The organism is Proteus sp. FZP2095 (genome assembly GCF_023701425.1).
Classification (GTDB): domain Bacteria; phylum Pseudomonadota; class Gammaproteobacteria; order Enterobacterales; family Enterobacteriaceae; genus Proteus; species Proteus cibarius.
In genome coordinates this window covers 534,468-550,044 of sequence record NZ_JAMQBJ010000002.1, presented here as the reverse complement: position 1 = coordinate 550,044, position 15,577 = coordinate 534,468, and the positions used below count along the sequence as shown (strand labels likewise).

Sequence of the window (15,577 nt, the reverse complement as noted above, 5' to 3'; positions counted from 1 at the left end):
AGCTCAAGCAAATGGGAATATTATTTTGACTGAAACGTTAACAACTCGTATAAACCGAATTAAAATATCATTTTTTTCGACGGGCGATTAAATTTCATACAGAATATTTTGTAAAAGAAAAGAAACTATATCAGATTTTAATTTACAAATTTATTGCTTCATAGCAATCTACGATCTACTTTATCAACAAATTTTAAGCTAATTTCCTGATAAAACCATGACCAGTCACGCAAAACAACTAATCAGTTTTTTAACATTAATGTTAATTTCTTTATTAGTTAACTCCGAGAATAGTTCAAATTTTCTAATGAAACCTGTTAAAAAAAGTACAGGGCAACCTATCTATATTCAAATTTTCAAAGAAGAAAGCTTACTTGAACTTTATACGGAAAAATTAGATGGGCAATTAGAAAAAGTACGTACTTACCCTATTTGTAGCTATTCTGGAGGTCTTGGACCTAAAAAATTTCAAGGTGATTTAAAAAGCCCTGAAGGTTTTTATCAGGTCAATTTCTCGCAATTAAATCCGAACAGTCGATTTTACCGAGCTATTAACCTAGGATTTCCTAATCAATATGATAAATCAAAAGGATACACAGGTGACTTTTTAATGATCCACGGGGCATGTAAATCAGTTGGTTGTTATGCAATGACAGATTCCGTCATGGATGAAATTTATCAGTATGCTGAATTAGCACTAAAAGGAGGTCAATCTACGATTAATATTCATATTTTTCCATTTAAGATGACCGCTGAAAATATGAAAAAACACCAGTATTCAAAAGATATAGATTTCTGGCAACAGCTTATGCCTGCCTACCAATATGTTGAAGAACGCAAAAAAATCCCATCTGTTACTGTTCAGGATGGACGTTATTACGTTAATAGCACTTTAACTTCATCTAATAGTGTAAATTCTGTCCTTAACTTATCGCAAAATAGTGAAAGCAAATGGTTACAGAATACGCACACCACGATCAAATAAGACAAACTCGCCAGCAGGAATACGCTGCCAAGATTCATTTCCTGTCAATGGTAATGTTGAAATAACAGAAACCACATCATCTGATTGGGTATGTTGCTGAAAATCAATTTCTACATCTTGATCAAGCAATTTTGCTTTGCCGAAAGGCGCCTTACGCGTGATCCAGTGTAAGTTAGTTGAACAATATGCCATGACAAATCGACCATCTGACAACAGCATATTAAAGACCCCTTTTTGCTTTAATTGAGAGGCTAAAATAGCGATAAAACGAAATACAGCAGGCCAATTCACTGGGGTTCGTTTATAACGGTTTTCAAGTTGATTTAAGATCCAGCAAAACGCTTTCTCACTATCCGTCTGCCCTATCGCCCGAAAACGTCCTGTTTCAAGAGATTGATAGCCTTTTAGTTGACCATTATGCGCATAAGTCCAGTTTTTTCCCCATAACTCACGGGTAAAAGGATGGGTGTTTTCTAAAGAGACATTACCTCGATTCGCTTGACGAATATGAGCAATTACAGCCTCTGATTTAATTGGGTACTCTTGAACAAAGCGAGCGACTGGCGATATTGCGCTGGCTTGAGGATCTTTAAATGTACGACATCCCAATCCTTCGTAGAAAGTAATTCCCCAACCATCTTTATGAGGCCCTGTCTTACCACCTCTTGGAATTAGTCCACTTAGACTGAAATTAATATCTGTCGGTACATTTGCACTCATGCCTAACAACTCACACATCGCTCACTCCTTCTTGCCGATGTTTATTGCTAACTTATAGCAATATCAACAAATTATTTTTCCATTTCTTTTTCAATTAATTGGATCAGAATATGGATAACTTTGATATGAATTTCTTGAATACGATCAGCGTAACCGAAATGAGGTACACGAATTTCAATATCTGCTGTACCATCCATTTTTCCGCCATCTTTGCCCGTTAATGTAATGACTTTCATGCCTTTCTCACGCGCAGCACTAATTGCTTTGATGATATTGCCTGAATTGCCTGAGGTTGAAATACCCAGCAGAACGTCACCTTCTTTACCCACAGCTTCTACATAACGAGAGAAGATATATTCATAGCCAAAATCATTACTCACACATGAGATATGGCTTACATCTGAAATAGCAATGGCAGGATAACCAGGGCGATTCTCACGATAGCGCCCAGTGAGTTCTTCTGCAAAATGCATTGCATCACAATGAGAGCCACCATTACCGCAAGATAATACTTTACCGCCTGCTTTAAAAGAATCTGCTAATAACACAGCAGCTTTTTGGATAGCTTCAATATTTACATCATCTTGAAGAAAGCGAGAGAGTGTATCTGCCGCTTCTGTTAATTCACCACGGATAAGATCTTGGTACATAGGATTTTTACTCCAGAAAGGGTAATCGAAATTTTCTGTTTCTCAGTGTAACGGATTAAATGTCATGAAAGAAGATACCTATTATCGACAAATGCTAACTTCTCTCATTTACGAATAATTTGTGAGCTATATTGTAATTAGAATGTAAATATATTGATAAAAGTTAGTGACTGGATTAGATCTAAATAACAAACAACAGGTCTGACCTCTGATCTCTTGCTAAATACAGGAGTTTATTATGACACTACTCAGTATCGTGCTTTTTATTATTCTTATTGGCGTGCTTAGCTATCGCAAATTCGGTATTGCGGTAAGTAGCCTCGCACTTATTGCTTATACATTAGTAATGGGTATCGCCAATATTTGGAGTTACTGGTTACTTCTCCCCGTTGCGTTGGTTTTATTACCCGTTACTATTCCTTCTATTCGTAGAGCCTATATCTCAGTACCTGCACTTAAAGCATTTCAAAAAGTCATGCCCTCTATGTCTAAAACAGAACAAGAAGCCATTGATGCAGGTACAACATGGTGGGAAGGCGAGCTTTTCCGTGGTGCTCCTGATTGGAAACAACTTCATAATTACCCTAAACCACAGTTAACAGCTGAGGAGCAAGCTTTCCTTGATGGGCCTGTCGAAGAAGTTTGCCGTATGACAAATGACTTTGAGGTCACTCATGAATTAGCTGATCTACCTCCTGAAATCTGGCAATACCTTAAAGATAATCGCTTCTTTGCGATGATCATTAAAAAAGAGTACGGCGGGTTAGAGTTTTCAGCCTACGCTCAATCACGCGTATTGCAAAAACTGTCGGGAGTGTCTGGTATTTTAGCCATCACCGTGGGTGTACCTAACTCTTTAGGCCCCGGCGAACTACTGCAACACTATGGTACTGATGAACAGAAAAAGCGCTATTTACCCGGTTTAGCCAAAGGAGATGAAATTCCTTGTTTCGCATTAACAAGCCCAGAAGCGGGCTCCGATGCAGGTGCTATTCCTGACAGTGGCGTAGTCTGTATGGGTGAATGGCAAGGCGAGCAAGTACTTGGTCTTCGTTTAACATGGAATAAACGCTATATCACTCTTGCCCCTATCGCAACCGTATTAGGATTAGCATTTAAATTACGCGATCCTGACCATCTATTAAGTGATGACGAAAATCCGGGTATTACCTGTGCGTTAATTCCAACTGATGTCAAAGGTGTTGAAATCGGTCATCGTCATTTCCCACTGAACGTGCCATTTATGAATGGACCGACTCGTGGTAAAGATGTTTTTGTTCCTATCGATTACATCATTGGCGGACCAAAAATGGCAGGTCAGGGTTGGAGAATGCTGGTGGAATGTCTCTCAGTTGGTCGAGGGATCACTCTACCTTCAAACTCTACCGGCGGTTTAAAAAGTGTGGCTATGGCAACAGGCGCTTATTCTCGTGTCCGTCGTCAGTTCAAAATTCCAATTGGTAAAATGGAAGGTATTGAAGAGCCATTAGCTCGTCTGGCTGGTAACGCCTATCTTTTAGATTCTGCGGCAACCTTAATTACTACGGGTATTATGCTAGGTGAAAAACCTGCCGTATTATCCGCTATCGTAAAATACCATTGTACTCACCGAGCACAGCGTGGCGTTATTGATGCAATGGATATCGTTGGTGGTAAAGGGATCAGCCTTGGGCCATCGAACTTTGTCGCACGTTCTTATCAAGGCTCTCCAATTGCCATCACGGTTGAAGGTGCCAATATTTTAACTCGTAGCATGATCATTTATGGTCAGGGTGCTATCCGCTGCCATCCTTATGTATTAGATGAAATTGCAGCCGCTCGAGATAACAACCTACATGATTTTGACCGTGCTTTATTTGGTCATATTGGTCACGTAGCGAGTAATACCTTACGCAGTCTGTGGTTAGGTATCACAAATGGCCGATTAAGTAATTCGCCAACTAATGATGAAACACGTCGTTATTATCAACAAATTAACCGTTTGAGTGCCAATATGGCGCTGTTGTCTGATGTTTCAATGGGAGTTTTAGGCGGAAGCTTAAAACGTCGTGAGCGTATTTCAGCACGTTTAGGTGATATATTAAGTCATATCTTCCTAGCTTCTGCTGCACTTAAGCGTTATGAAGATGAAGGTCGTCATACTGCAGATTTACCTCTCGTACATTGGAGCGTAAAAGAGTGTTTATACCAAGCAGAAAATGCAATTGATGAACTGCTACGCAATTTCCCAAGCCGTGTTGTTGCAGGCACTATGCGAGCAATTATTTTCCCACTGGGTAAAGCTCAAAAATTACCATCAGATAAATTAGATAGCAAAGTGGCGCAACTTATCCAACAACCTTCTGAAACCCGTGATCGCATTGGTAGAGGTCAATACTTAACACCGAGCGAGCATAATCCACATGGTTTAATGGAAGAAGCGTTGCTTGATATTTTGGCTGCAGAACCTATTTTCGACCGTATTTGTCGCCTCTATGAGAAGAAATTTAACTTTACACAATTAGATAAATTAGCGGACAAAGCACTGGCTGATAAACGAGTAACTCAAGAAGAAGCCGATATCTTACGTAAAGCAGAACAGAGTCGCTTACGGAGTATCAATGTTGATGAGTTTGACTTTGATGCATTGGCGGTGCCTGCAAAAAAGCCGAAAGCTGACAAAGTCAAAACAGACAAAGCAGCCTAACAATCGAGATAAAGGGAAATATTTCCCTTGATAAAACACAAACACCTCATCACTTTTAGTGATGAGGTGTTTTTTTATTAAGAGCCAATTATTAGGCTCCCAAAAATTAATTAGAGAGCTAACTCCAATGCCAATAACTCTTCTATTGTTTGGCGACGACGAATTAATTGAGGAACACCCTCTGTTATCAACACTTCAGGAATAAGTGGTCGGCTATTATAATTTGATGACATTGACGCACCATATGCCCCTGTATCATGGATCACTAAATAATCGCCTACCTGTGCTTGAGGCAATAAACGAGGAACAACTGTGCCTCCCTCTTGCTGAGTAAAAACATCACCCGATTCACACAGCGGGCCTGCCACGATCGTCTCTTGTAATTCTGTCATTGGTTTTATTTGACCATCACTATCTAAAACTGAAATATGATGATAACTGCCATACATTGCAGGACGCATTAAATCACTAAATCCAGCATCCACCAGCACATAGTGACGACTTCCCATTGATTTAACGGCTCTCACTTGTGAAATCAATACACCGGATTCAGCCACTAAAAAGCGTCCCGGTTCAATCTCTAACTCAACAGAATGCCCTAAGTGTTGTGCAATACGCTGACGTGCTTTATCCCATAAAGAAAAATAGTGATCCAAATCGACGGTTGCATCCCCTTCTTGATAAGGCGTTGATAATCCGCCTCCTGCCGAAATAGCTTGAATATCAACTTGAGAGGTAAGCACTTGCTCTACCATTGCATCGCAGACACAAGCAAGATGTTGATAGTCAACACCTGAGCCAATATGCATATGAAAACCAACTAGAGTTAGATTGTATTGCTGGATCACGGCTAACGCTTCTGGCACATCTTCGTACCAAATACCATGCTTACTGTTTTCACCACCTGTATTGGTTTTTTGGCTATGTCCATGACCAAATCCGGGGTTAACTCTTATCCAAACAGCATGACCTTGATTGCGCTCACCCAATTGACGAAGCATATCAATAGAGCCTGCATTAACAGGTATATCTAATTCAACAACACGTTCAATAGTTCTTTCATCAAGTAAATCAGCCGTAAAGACAATCTCACTTTTTTCTCTACCACCTTGATAACCAGCAACTAAAGCGCGCTCAATTTCCCCCAACGAAACAGAGTCAACTTTAACACCCTGTGCTTTCATTAAACGTAAAATATGAATATTGGAGCACGCTTTTTGAGCAAATCGAACGACATCAAAAGATTTAAGCTGGGCAATACGCTGAGAAATAGTATCGCCTTGATAAATCCATAATGGCGTTCCATAGGTTTGTGCTAATTGGTATTGAGCCATAGTTATTGATGTTGTCATGTTATCTACTCATAAAAATCACAGGTGAATAGAATCATTATTTATGAACTTAAAAGGGAATAAAAATATCAAATAAGCTACACTCTATTCATCTGTGATATAGGAATATAAGATGAAAGCTCCTTTTAATTGGCGACATATTGAAATTTTTCATGCGGTGATGACGACACAAAATCTTACTGAAGCCGCAGAGCTACTGAAAACGTCACAACCCACAGTCAGTAGAGAATTATCTCGTCTTGAGCATCTATTAGCATTTAAATTATTTGATAGAATAAAAGGCCGTTTACAGCCCACAACCGAAGGGTTGCGCTTTTTTGAGGAAGTACAACGTTCTTATTATGGTTTAGATAGAATAATTAACGCTGCTGAAAATATTCGCCATTTTAACCAAGCAGAATTGAATATCACCTGCTTGCCCGCATTTGCTCAGTCATTATTACCTTCAATTTGCCGACAATTTCTAGATAAATATCCTGATGTCAATTTAACCATTGTTCCTCAAGAATCCCCTTTATTAGAAGAGTGGTTATCCGCGCAACATTACGATTTAGGATTGGTAGAACACACACAAACACCAGCAGGAACTCAACAAGAAACCGTGCTTACACTCAATGAAGTCGCAGTTTTACCCAAGTCACATCCATTGTGTAAAAAAACATTATTACATCCTATGGATTTTCAAAATGAACGTTTTATTAGCCTGTCAGCCAATGATAGCTACCGGCAATTAATTGATACTGTATTTATTAAAAATGGAACTGCACGACAATTAGTGATGGAAACGCAAAGTGCCGCCTCTATTTGTGCAATGGTGAGTGAGAATATCGGCATTTCAATTGTTAACCCGATTACCGCACTTGATTACTTAGATAAGTCTATTTGCCTTCGTCCTTTAAGCTTTACTATCCCTTTTACTATCAGCTTAATTACTCCATCACATCGCCCTTCATCACAACTTGTTGCCTATTTTATTGGTGTGATGAAAGAGACATTATCAGATTACCCTAAACGGCTAACCCAAGCTTTTACCCGATAAAGCAAGCCAATAAGGTGATGATGAAAACCACTCCACTAAGAAATCCAGCAATACTCTAACGGCAGCAGGCATATTTTGTCGGCTCGCTAGAACCGCATAAATTCCCATCGGCTGAGCTTGATAGTCAGACAAAATTTGTTCTAACTCACCACTTTCGATATAAGGTTTGGCTGAATAATAAGGTTGTAGCGATATACCAGCTCCTTTTAACGTAGCTTGTAATAAAACAACCGATTCATTTGCGCTTAAATTCCCCCCAACAGGTACTGAATAACGTTCATCACCTAAATTAAACTCCCACAAACTACGACCAAAAAACCGGTAAGTTAAACATTGATGCTGAGTAAGTTCATCTGGGTTTTGAGGTATACCTTTTTTTGCTAAGTAATCTTTATGGGCACACACCACAGAAAGACATGTCGCAAGCGAGCGTGCGATTAAGTTAGGCTCGAGGTGATTCGTAATACGCAATGCAATATCAATACGTTCTTCCACCAAATTCACGGTTTGATTAGTGATTTGTAAATCAACCGCAATTAAAGGATAACGCAGCATAAACTCACATATTGCCACTGACAAAATACTATTTGCTAATGATTGTGAACTGGTAATACGAACAAGCCCACTGATTTGATGACGTTCTTTCGGAACATTAGCTGGTATACGTTCAGCCATTTCTAATAACTGTAAACTCTGTTCGTATACCATTTCACCTACTGATGTTAGGCTTTGTTTGCGTGTCGTTCTATGCAATAAACGCACTCCTGCCCACTCTTCCATCTCATTTAAATAGCGCGTCACCATGGCTCTAGACATACCTAGATAATCAGCAGCTTTTATCATACTTCCCTGCTTCACAATGGTTATAAACACTTCTGATGCTTTTATTTTATCCATTTTATTTACTCGATTTACGCAACAATTAATTGCCTAAAATAGGGTTTTTCTCTTGTTTTATGCAACATATTATAGTCAGCAACAACATTATGGAGAAAACAAAAGATGAAAAAATTACTTCCTTTAACACTTGCAACTACCGCATTCTTTGCAACATCAGCGTTAGCAACTGATTTAACATTAGATATTTATAACCCAGGAGAGGCGAGTGTTTTCCCTGTTTCTTCCGAAATTATTTATGGCGATAAAGATGCCGTTTTAATTGATGCACAATTTCAAAAAAATGATGCACAAGCGCTAGTTGATAAAATAAAAGCCTCTGGAAAAAACCTGACTTATATCTATATCAGCCATTCTGATCCTGACTTTTATTTTGGGTTAGATGTCATTACTGATGCATTTCCAAATGCTAAAGTGATTGCAACCGCACCCACAATTAAAGCCATTAATGAAACTCAAGCAGGAAAGCTTGCCTACTGGGGGCCTGTACTTAAAGAGAATGCCCCTCAGAAAATCATCATTCCTGAAGTACTAAAAGGTGATAGCTTTTCTCTAGAAGGTGAAACCATTTCAGTCAAAGGCTTAGATGGGCAATCTCCAGAGAGAACATATCTTTATGTTCCAAAACTTAATGCAGTAATGGGTGGTGTTTTGGTCTCTGAAAATATTCATGTTTGGTTGGCCGACACTCAAACCGTAGAAGAGCGCCAACATTGGGTTAGTGCATTACAGCAAATAAAATCACTATCCCCAAAAACCGTTATTCCTGGTCACTATTTACCAAAAGCAACGTACGATCTACAAGCCGTTGACTTCACAATGAATTACCTAATTGAAGCTGAGAAAAATCTTGAAAAAACGAAAAATTCAGATGAATTTATTGCAGCAATGGAAAAAAATCATCAGAATTTAGCAGATAAATCAAGCCTAGAACTTAGTGCAAAAGTACTAAAAGGAGAGATGCAGTGGCCTCAGTAGTAAGCAATACAGGTAATACCCAAAGTACTAAAATATTGCACTATGTTTATGATCCTCTTTGTGGTTGGTGCTACGGCATTGCTCCCTTGATTGAAGAAGTAAGCAATACGTTTCCAAATTCCATTAAGTTACATGGTGGTGGATTGTTTACACCAGCAAGAGCCGTCACAGGTGGTCAATCATGGAAAGAGCATGTTACACCCATTGATGAACGTATTAGTCAATTATCGGGCCAAGTTTTTAGTCATGCATATCATGATGCTCTTGGTAACACTGAAATGGTATTAAACTCATTGCTACCTATTTCAGCCGTTCTTGTTGCTGAAGTAATGGGAAAGCGAGATGCTTATTTACTAAAAGCATTACAAGAGGCCTATTACCTTGATGGCTTAAATATCAGTGATAAAGACACTCTGCTATTTATTGTGAAAAAACTTGGTTTTGATGTTGAGCAGTTTGCATCTTTACTGGCTGAAATTAACGAAACACAAATTCAGCAACATTTAAGCCAGACGCAACAATTAATGTCTCAAATTAATGGTCGCGGTTTTCCTACTTTATTTATTGAAGATAACCAAGGTTACCACCTGATACCAGTTGAAAAATATTTAGGTGATACAAAACGTTGGCAGCAATTTATAAAAGAAAATCTATAATCTTCTTTTCAGTGTGCTGATTAATTTCCGCACACTGCCTTCTTTATTTCGATTCTTATTATTTTCTTTTTATACATATCTAAAAAATGATTTAGTTTCTTTAAAATCAATTAATTGAAATAATTGTAAGATGAAAAATTGAAACCTAATACCATTAATGTTGAAAATGAAAGGCAAGAGCCAAATGCTACTTTTTTGATATGATCTTTTGTTGTGATTAATACTGCACAATACACACTTAATCCTAGAAAAGAACCAAGCAAAAGAATATACGGCAATTTCTCAAACCCACACCATGCCCCAATAGCACCAAATAATTTTACATCACCAAAACCTAAAACACATTTTTTACAGATAAAATATCCCCATAAATAGATGCCATAAAAAAGCCCAACACCACCTAAAAAGCCATAAAAAGCATGATTGAAAGGTACTAATCCATATACTGAGTAATTACATAATAACCCTAAAAATATTAGCCAATAAGTCAACGTATTAGGCAGAAGAAAATAATCAGCATCAAAGAAAGAGAGCATCAACAAATAAAAACTTAATACCGAAAGTATTATCAATAAAGAAAATGAATTAATTGAAAAAAGCCAATATAAACAAACGATAATGTAACTCAGTGTAAGTTGTTTACATCGAGTTTTAGATAACAAAAATAATAATGAAAAAGGCAGACAAAACTTAATAAAAACAAGAAAATCATTCAAAAAAGAAAACAAAGGTGTTTTTATAAAACAACAACGGCTTAATGGCATAAATATCTACTCCCTAGATACATCGTTATCCTTACTAAACGACTGTATAAGAGGATCCATTTGATACCGAGAAGTTTCTTTATAATGACAATGAAAACATGAAATTTTGCGACAAAACACGCAATAAGATCCACGCTATAATAGCGACAAAAGTAAAGTGATAACTTGCATGCCATAATGTCATGCGTATGATGCATATCACATATTTTATTTATCACAGTTAACTATCTTTTACGTAAGGGTTTCACGTTATGCGTATTCCTCGCATTTATCATTCAGAACCACTATCAGCAGGCACAAAAACTGCTTTAGATGAAGAAGCATCTAATCATGTTGGACGTGTATTAAGAATGTCTACTGGGCAAAAATTGGCACTGTTTGATGGTTCAAATCAGGTATTTGATGCTGAAATCATAGAAAGCACAAAAAAGTCAGTCACTGTGCAAATAAATGAAGGCATTGTTGATGATAAAGAATCCCCTCTCGATCTCCATTTAGGGCAAGTCCTTTCAAGAGGAGAAAAAATGGAGTTTACTATTCAAAAATCAGTTGAGTTAGGGGTTAATACGATCACTCCACTGATCTCAGAACGCTGTGGTGTTAAACTTGACCCTAGCCGTTTAGAGAAAAAACATCAGCAATGGCAAAAAATTATTATCTCGGCATGTGAGCAATGTGGCAGAAATAGCATTCCACAATTAATGCCAGTAATGTCATTAAAAGAATGGTGTGCTCAAGATGATGGTAGTTTAAAACTCAATTTACATCCTAGGGCTAACCAAAGTATTAATACCTTACCCTTACCTGTTAAAAAAGTGCGCTTATTGATTGGCCCTGAAGGTGGACTTTCTCCTGAAGAAATCGCCATGACAGCAGAGCACCATTTTACTGATATTTTATTAGGTCCTCGTGTATTAAGAACTGAAACAACAGCGCTCACCGCAATCACCGCTTTGCAGGTTCGGTTCGGCGATCTGGGATAAAGGAGAAGTAATGATTAAATTAGGTATTGTGATGGACCCTATTTCATCCATCAAAATCAAAAAAGACACCAGCTTTGCCATGTTATTAGAAGCACAACGTCGTGGCTGGGAAATTCATTATATGGAGATGAACGACCTTTACCTACATCAAGGTGAAGCACGCGCTCACACTCGTTTACTCAGCGTAGAAGAAAACCCAGAAAAATGGTTTGAGTTTGGCAAAGAGCAGGATATTGCTTTAGGTGAACTCGATACCATCTTAATGCGTAAAGATCCGCCTTTTGATACCGAATTTATCTACGCAACCTATATTTTAGAACGCGCTGAAGATATGGGAACACTGATAGTTAATAAGCCACAAAGTTTACGTGACTGTAATGAAAAACTCTTTACTGCCTGGTTTCCAACATTAACACCAGACACCTTAGTGACTCGTGAAGCTAAACATTTACGAGCTTTTCATGAAAAACACGGTGATGTCATTTTCAAGCCACTAGATGGTATGGGTGGCGCATCAATCTTCCGCTTGAAAAAAGACGATCCAAACGTAGGTGTTATTATTGAAACATTGACAGAACATGGTCATCGTTTCTGTATGGCACAAAACTTCCTACCAGAAATTGTTGATGGTGATAAGCGTATTCTGGTTGTCGATGGCGAACCGGTGCCTTATTGCTTAGCGCGTATTCCAGCAAAAGGTGAAACACGAGGCAACTTAGCTGCTGGTGGCCGTGGCGAAGCTCGTCCATTAACAGAAAGTGATTGGGTTATTGCGCGTCAAGTTGCACCTATCCTTAAACAAAAAGGCCTTATTTTTGTTGGATTAGATGTTATTGGCGATCGCTTGACTGAAATTAATGTCACAAGTCCAACATGTGCGCGTGAAATAGAAGCAGCTTATCCTGATGTTTCTATTACAGGTATGTTAATGGATGCAATTGAAGTACGCTTAAACAAGAAAAACTAACTTTTAGACACTGAGATTAACGGGTTTAAAAGTATGAACCTAGCCCCCACATATTAATCAATAAGCGGTATACATTAAGAAATACAATGTATAAAAGGGCTAGGTTTTTTAATAAAAATGATCAGGGAACAGTACGACTATTATGAATTTACTTAACCATTTTCTTATTGCTATGCCTTCATTAAGCGATCCGTTATTTGAACGCTCGGTCGTCTATGTTTGCGAACATAATGAAAACGGTGCGATGGGTTTAATTATTAATAAACCTATCGAAGATATCTCTGTGGAAGGTGTATTAGATCAACTGGAAATTTTTTCGACTGATAGAGATGAAGCGATTAGCTTACAAAAACCCGTGATGTCAGGAGGCCCTGTTGCAGAAGAGCATGGTTTTATCTTGCACACTCCGGTTTCAGGTTTTAGTTCTAGTATCAAAATTAGTGATAGCACGATGATCACAACTTCCAAAGATGTGTTAGAAACCTTAGGTACAGCAAGACAACCAGAAAAAACATTAGTCTCTTTAGGTTATTCTAGTTGGGAACAAGGCCAATTAGAGAAAGAAATTTTAGAAAATAGCTGGCTAACAGTTGAAGCTTCACCTCAAATTATTTTTGATACCCCTATTGCTGAACGTTGGCATAAAGCCGCTGAATTAATTGGGATTAATATCCACACCATTTCACCGATAGCGGGTCACGCATAATGTCAAACAGAACGGTAATGGGTTTTGATTTCGGCACAAAAAGCATTGGTGCAGCTATCGGTCAAGAAGTTACAGGAACAGCAAGACCTTTAGCTTCATTTAAAGCAAAAGATGGTATTCCTGATTGGACTCAAATCGAAAAAATCATAAAAGAGTGGCAGCCTGATCTCGTGGTTGTCGGTTTACCTCTTAATATGGATGGCACCGAACAGTTAGTCACAACTCAAGCTAAAAAATTTGCTAATCGCCTTCATGGTCGATTTGGTGTACAAATTGCGTTGCATGATGAACGCCTTAGCACCGTAGAAGCTCGCGCTCATCTTTTTGAACGTGGTGGTTATCGTTCCTTAGATAAAGGCAGTGTAGATGCAGCGTCTGCCGTTATTATTCTTGAAAGCTGGTTTGAACAACAATTCTAAAAAATAGGTTCCAACTAGTAATAATTACCTATTCTTACTTATAGGTTATCACTCAGCTTGAATTAAACCTTCATGTTGGCGTTGTTGCCGACTTAACATGAAGGTTTGCATACCGTATTCACTACCTGTTTGCATTAATGTTGTCACTTGGTGGTATTTTCCTTCTCGAATAAGATGTGAAATACCCTGTGTGACCTGCATTATTTCAAATAACGCCACTCGTCCACCTTCAGTTGAAGAGACTAACTCTTGTGAAATTATCGCCCTTAAACTGCACGCTAGCTGTGATGAAATCCATTGTCGCTCATTGCCTGTAAATACATTAGTCACGCGCTCAAGCGTTTGTACCGCCCCTTGAGTATGCAATGTTGCCAGCACCAAATGTCCCGTTTCTGCTGCAGTTAATGCCAACTGAATACTTTGTGCATCTCTTAATTCACCTAACATAATGACATCTGGATCTTGGCGTAGAGCACTCTTTATCGCATTTGCAGTATGCTGAACATCTCGCCCTATTTCCCTTTGCTGCACAATACTTTGCTTATTGCTATGTATAAACTCAATGGGATCTTCTAATGTCAAAATATGCTGACGTTGATATTGGTTTAAATGATTGATCATTGCCGCTAATGTCGATGATTTCCCACTACCTGTTGCTCCCGTCACTAAAATAAGCCCATGAGAATAGTTGTCTAAAAGTGTTGAAACCGACTTAGGTACTCGAAGTTTATCTAAAGAAGGAATTTGTGTTTCAATTATTCTTAATACAGCTGAAACCCCCTTTTGTTGGCGAAATAAATTGACACGAAGTCGTTGCCCACATGATAGCGTGAGTGCTGTATCAACCTGCCCCTCATTCTCAAAAGTTTGCTTTTGGGTGTTGCTCAAAAAAGGCAAAAACCACGCTAATAGACTATCAGAAGTGATAGGTTTACATTGATTTTGTTGATAAAGTATTCCATTGATCCGCAATCGTGGTACATCACCACAACAAAGGTGCAGATCCGAGGCGTTATGCTTTACACTATATGCAATTAAATTTTCCATTTTCATCTTATTATCTCCTGAGTTGCCATGAATACTATTAAACAGAATCTCGTCAATGTCAGGTCTCACATTGACACAGCAGCGCAGAAATGCGGCCGTTCTTCAGAAGAAATAACATTACTTGCAGTAAGTAAAACAAAACCTGCGAGTGATATCGAAAAAGCAATAGCGTGTGGACAAACTGAGTTTGGTGAAAACTATGTCCAAGAAGGCGTTGATAAAATCCATTATTTTGCTGATAACCACACCCTAGTTTGGCACTTTATCGGTCCTTTACAGTCAAATAAAACACGCCTTGTTGCTGAGAATTTCGATTGGTGCCATACCATTGATAGATTGAAAATCGCTCAAAGATTAAGTGACCAACGTCCTGACTCATTGCCACCATTAAATGTCCTTATTCAAATCAATATTAGCGATGAAAACAGTAAATCAGGTATTAATCTGACTGAACTTGATGGACTAGCGGCACAAATTTCTATTCTTTCAGGCATTAAATTACGCGGATTAATGGCAATCCCTGCACCTGAAAGCAATTATGACAAACAAGTTGAAGTGTTAGAAAAAATGCATCTCGCATTTAAACAATTACAATCTCAATATCCCCATATAGATACGTTATCTATGGGAATGACGAGTGATATGGAAGCTGCTATTGCTTGTGGTTCAACACTCGTTCGTATTGGAACGGCAATTTTTGGCGCAAGAGATTACGCGACTAAATAAAA

The 15,577-nt window shown here is 38.4% G+C and carries 16 protein-coding genes; 10 read left to right on the top strand and 6 right to left on the bottom strand.

Annotated features, from left to right (window positions below):
* Positions 1–217 precede the first annotated feature (217 nt).
* A complete protein-coding gene (locus tag NBG71_RS12635; protein WP_164530350.1) occupies positions 218–985 on the top strand; it encodes a L,D-transpeptidase family protein in 768 nt (255 codons plus the stop codon).
* On the opposite strand, the gene NBG71_RS12630 is transcribed toward NBG71_RS12635, so the two are convergent.
* Together NBG71_RS12630 and lpcA are read right to left on the bottom strand one after the other, a co-directional pair.
* On the bottom strand, positions 956–1,723 hold the full coding sequence (locus NBG71_RS12630; protein WP_075672373.1) for a class II glutamine amidotransferase: 768 nt from the start codon (positions 1,721–1,723) through the stop codon (positions 956–958). The two genes, NBG71_RS12635 and NBG71_RS12630, sit on opposite strands and share 30 nt — an antisense overlap.
* A gap of 53 nt (positions 1,724–1,776) precedes the next feature.
* Positions 1,777–2,355: a D-sedoheptulose 7-phosphate isomerase gene (gene lpcA, locus NBG71_RS12625; RefSeq protein WP_075672371.1), complete on the bottom strand. Its 579-nt coding sequence runs from the start codon at positions 2,353–2,355 to the stop codon at positions 1,777–1,779.
* Positions 2,356–2,593: 238 nt separating this feature from the next.
* On the opposite strand from lpcA, the gene fadE reads away from it, so the two are divergent.
* Entirely contained in the window at positions 2,594–5,041 is a 2,448-nt protein-coding gene (fadE, locus tag NBG71_RS12620) for an acyl-CoA dehydrogenase FadE (protein WP_075672369.1), read from the top strand.
* A 110-nt stretch (positions 5,042–5,151) separates the two neighbouring features.
* On the opposite strand, the gene lysA is transcribed toward fadE, so the two are convergent.
* Positions 5,152–6,393, bottom strand: coding sequence for a diaminopimelate decarboxylase (gene lysA, locus NBG71_RS12615; RefSeq protein ID WP_075672367.1), 1,242 nt, complete (start codon positions 6,391–6,393; stop codon positions 5,152–5,154).
* Positions 6,394–6,505: 112 nt separating this feature from the next.
* Between lysA and NBG71_RS12610 the strand changes: the two genes are divergently transcribed.
* On the top strand, positions 6,506–7,432 hold the full coding sequence (locus NBG71_RS12610; protein WP_075672365.1) for a LysR family transcriptional regulator: 927 nt from the start codon (positions 6,506–6,508) through the stop codon (positions 7,430–7,432).
* On the opposite strand, the gene NBG71_RS12605 is transcribed toward NBG71_RS12610, so the two are convergent.
* Positions 7,409–8,329 carry a LysR family transcriptional regulator gene (locus tag NBG71_RS12605; RefSeq protein ID WP_075672363.1) on the bottom strand — a complete coding sequence of 307 codons (921 nt, stop codon included), beginning with the start codon at positions 8,327–8,329 and terminating at the stop codon, positions 7,409–7,411. The two genes, NBG71_RS12610 and NBG71_RS12605, sit on opposite strands and share 24 nt — an antisense overlap.
* A 105-nt stretch (positions 8,330–8,434) precedes the next feature.
* Between NBG71_RS12605 and NBG71_RS12600 the strand changes: the two genes are divergently transcribed.
* Together NBG71_RS12600 and NBG71_RS12595 are read left to right on the top strand one after the other, a co-directional pair.
* Complete coding sequence (locus NBG71_RS12600; protein ID WP_099659861.1) at positions 8,435–9,307, top strand: MBL fold metallo-hydrolase; 873 nt, start codon at positions 8,435–8,437, stop codon at positions 9,305–9,307.
* Positions 9,295–9,963: a DsbA family protein gene (locus NBG71_RS12595; RefSeq protein WP_075672359.1), complete on the top strand. Its 669-nt coding sequence runs from the start codon at positions 9,295–9,297 to the stop codon at positions 9,961–9,963. The genes NBG71_RS12600 and NBG71_RS12595 overlap by 13 nt, the downstream gene beginning before the upstream one ends.
* Before the next feature lie 110 nt (positions 9,964–10,073).
* On the opposite strand, the gene NBG71_RS12590 is transcribed toward NBG71_RS12595, so the two are convergent.
* Positions 10,074–10,727, bottom strand: coding sequence for a prepilin peptidase (locus NBG71_RS12590; RefSeq protein WP_075672357.1), 654 nt, complete (start codon positions 10,725–10,727; stop codon positions 10,074–10,076).
* 251 nt (positions 10,728–10,978) lie between these two features.
* On the opposite strand from NBG71_RS12590, the gene rsmE reads away from it, so the two are divergent.
* The 4 genes from rsmE (at position 10,979) to ruvX (ending at position 13,802) form a co-directional block, all read left to right on the top strand.
* The gene (gene rsmE, locus NBG71_RS12585; RefSeq protein WP_250916901.1) at positions 10,979–11,710 is read left to right on the top strand and encodes a 16S rRNA (uracil(1498)-N(3))-methyltransferase; all 732 of its coding nucleotides are present in this window, start codon (positions 10,979–10,981) and stop codon (positions 11,708–11,710) included.
* A gap of 10 nt (positions 11,711–11,720) precedes the next feature.
* Complete coding sequence (gene gshB / locus NBG71_RS12580; protein ID WP_250916900.1) at positions 11,721–12,677, top strand: glutathione synthase; 957 nt, start codon at positions 11,721–11,723, stop codon at positions 12,675–12,677.
* Between the two features lie 142 nt (positions 12,678–12,819).
* Positions 12,820–13,383 carry a YqgE/AlgH family protein gene (locus NBG71_RS12575; RefSeq protein ID WP_023581015.1) on the top strand — a complete coding sequence of 188 codons (564 nt, stop codon included), beginning with the start codon at positions 12,820–12,822 and terminating at the stop codon, positions 13,381–13,383.
* The gene (ruvX, locus tag NBG71_RS12570; RefSeq protein ID WP_075672351.1) at positions 13,383–13,802 is read left to right on the top strand and encodes a Holliday junction resolvase RuvX; all 420 of its coding nucleotides are present in this window, start codon (positions 13,383–13,385) and stop codon (positions 13,800–13,802) included. The genes NBG71_RS12575 and ruvX overlap by 1 nt, the downstream gene beginning before the upstream one ends.
* Positions 13,803–13,850: 48 nt before the next feature.
* On the opposite strand, the gene NBG71_RS12565 is transcribed toward ruvX, so the two are convergent.
* Entirely contained in the window at positions 13,851–14,855 is a 1,005-nt protein-coding gene (locus NBG71_RS12565) for a type IV pilus twitching motility protein PilT (RefSeq protein ID WP_075672349.1), read from the bottom strand.
* Positions 14,856–14,876: 21 nt separating this feature from the next.
* Between NBG71_RS12565 and NBG71_RS12560 the strand changes: the two genes are divergently transcribed.
* Positions 14,877–15,575 carry a YggS family pyridoxal phosphate-dependent enzyme gene (locus NBG71_RS12560; RefSeq protein ID WP_075672347.1) on the top strand — a complete coding sequence of 233 codons (699 nt, stop codon included), beginning with the start codon at positions 14,877–14,879 and terminating at the stop codon, positions 15,573–15,575.
* Positions 15,576–15,577 lie beyond the last annotated feature (2 nt).

Bases quoted from the DNA above. Each gene is read 5' to 3' on its own strand.
- NBG71_RS12635 (WP_164530350.1), top strand. From the start codon at position 218: ATGACCAGTCACGCAAAACAACTAATCAGTTTTTTAACATTAATGTTA.
- NBG71_RS12630 (WP_075672373.1), bottom strand. From the start codon at position 1,723: ATGTGTGAGTTGTTAGGCATGAGTGCAAATGTACCGACAGATATTAAT.
- lpcA (WP_075672371.1), bottom strand. From the start codon at position 2,355: ATGTACCAAGATCTTATCCGTGGTGAATTAACAGAAGCGGCAGATACA.
- fadE (WP_075672369.1), top strand. From the start codon at position 2,594: ATGACACTACTCAGTATCGTGCTTTTTATTATTCTTATTGGCGTGCTT.
- lysA (WP_075672367.1), bottom strand. From the start codon at position 6,393: ATGACAACATCAATAACTATGGCTCAATACCAATTAGCACAAACCTAT.
- NBG71_RS12610 (WP_075672365.1), top strand. From the start codon at position 6,506: ATGAAAGCTCCTTTTAATTGGCGACATATTGAAATTTTTCATGCGGTG.
- NBG71_RS12605 (WP_075672363.1), bottom strand. From the start codon at position 8,329: ATGGATAAAATAAAAGCATCAGAAGTGTTTATAACCATTGTGAAGCAG.
- NBG71_RS12600 (WP_099659861.1), top strand. From the start codon at position 8,435: ATGAAAAAATTACTTCCTTTAACACTTGCAACTACCGCATTCTTTGCA.
- NBG71_RS12590 (WP_075672357.1), bottom strand. From the start codon at position 10,727: ATGCCATTAAGCCGTTGTTGTTTTATAAAAACACCTTTGTTTTCTTTT.
- rsmE (WP_250916901.1), top strand. From the start codon at position 10,979: ATGCGTATTCCTCGCATTTATCATTCAGAACCACTATCAGCAGGCACA.
- gshB (WP_250916900.1), top strand. From the start codon at position 11,721: ATGATTAAATTAGGTATTGTGATGGACCCTATTTCATCCATCAAAATC.
- NBG71_RS12575 (WP_023581015.1), top strand. From the start codon at position 12,820: ATGAATTTACTTAACCATTTTCTTATTGCTATGCCTTCATTAAGCGAT.
- ruvX (WP_075672351.1), top strand. From the start codon at position 13,383: ATGTCAAACAGAACGGTAATGGGTTTTGATTTCGGCACAAAAAGCATT.
- NBG71_RS12565 (WP_075672349.1), bottom strand. From the start codon at position 14,855: ATGAAAATGGAAAATTTAATTGCATATAGTGTAAAGCATAACGCCTCG.
- NBG71_RS12560 (WP_075672347.1), top strand. From the start codon at position 14,877: ATGAATACTATTAAACAGAATCTCGTCAATGTCAGGTCTCACATTGAC.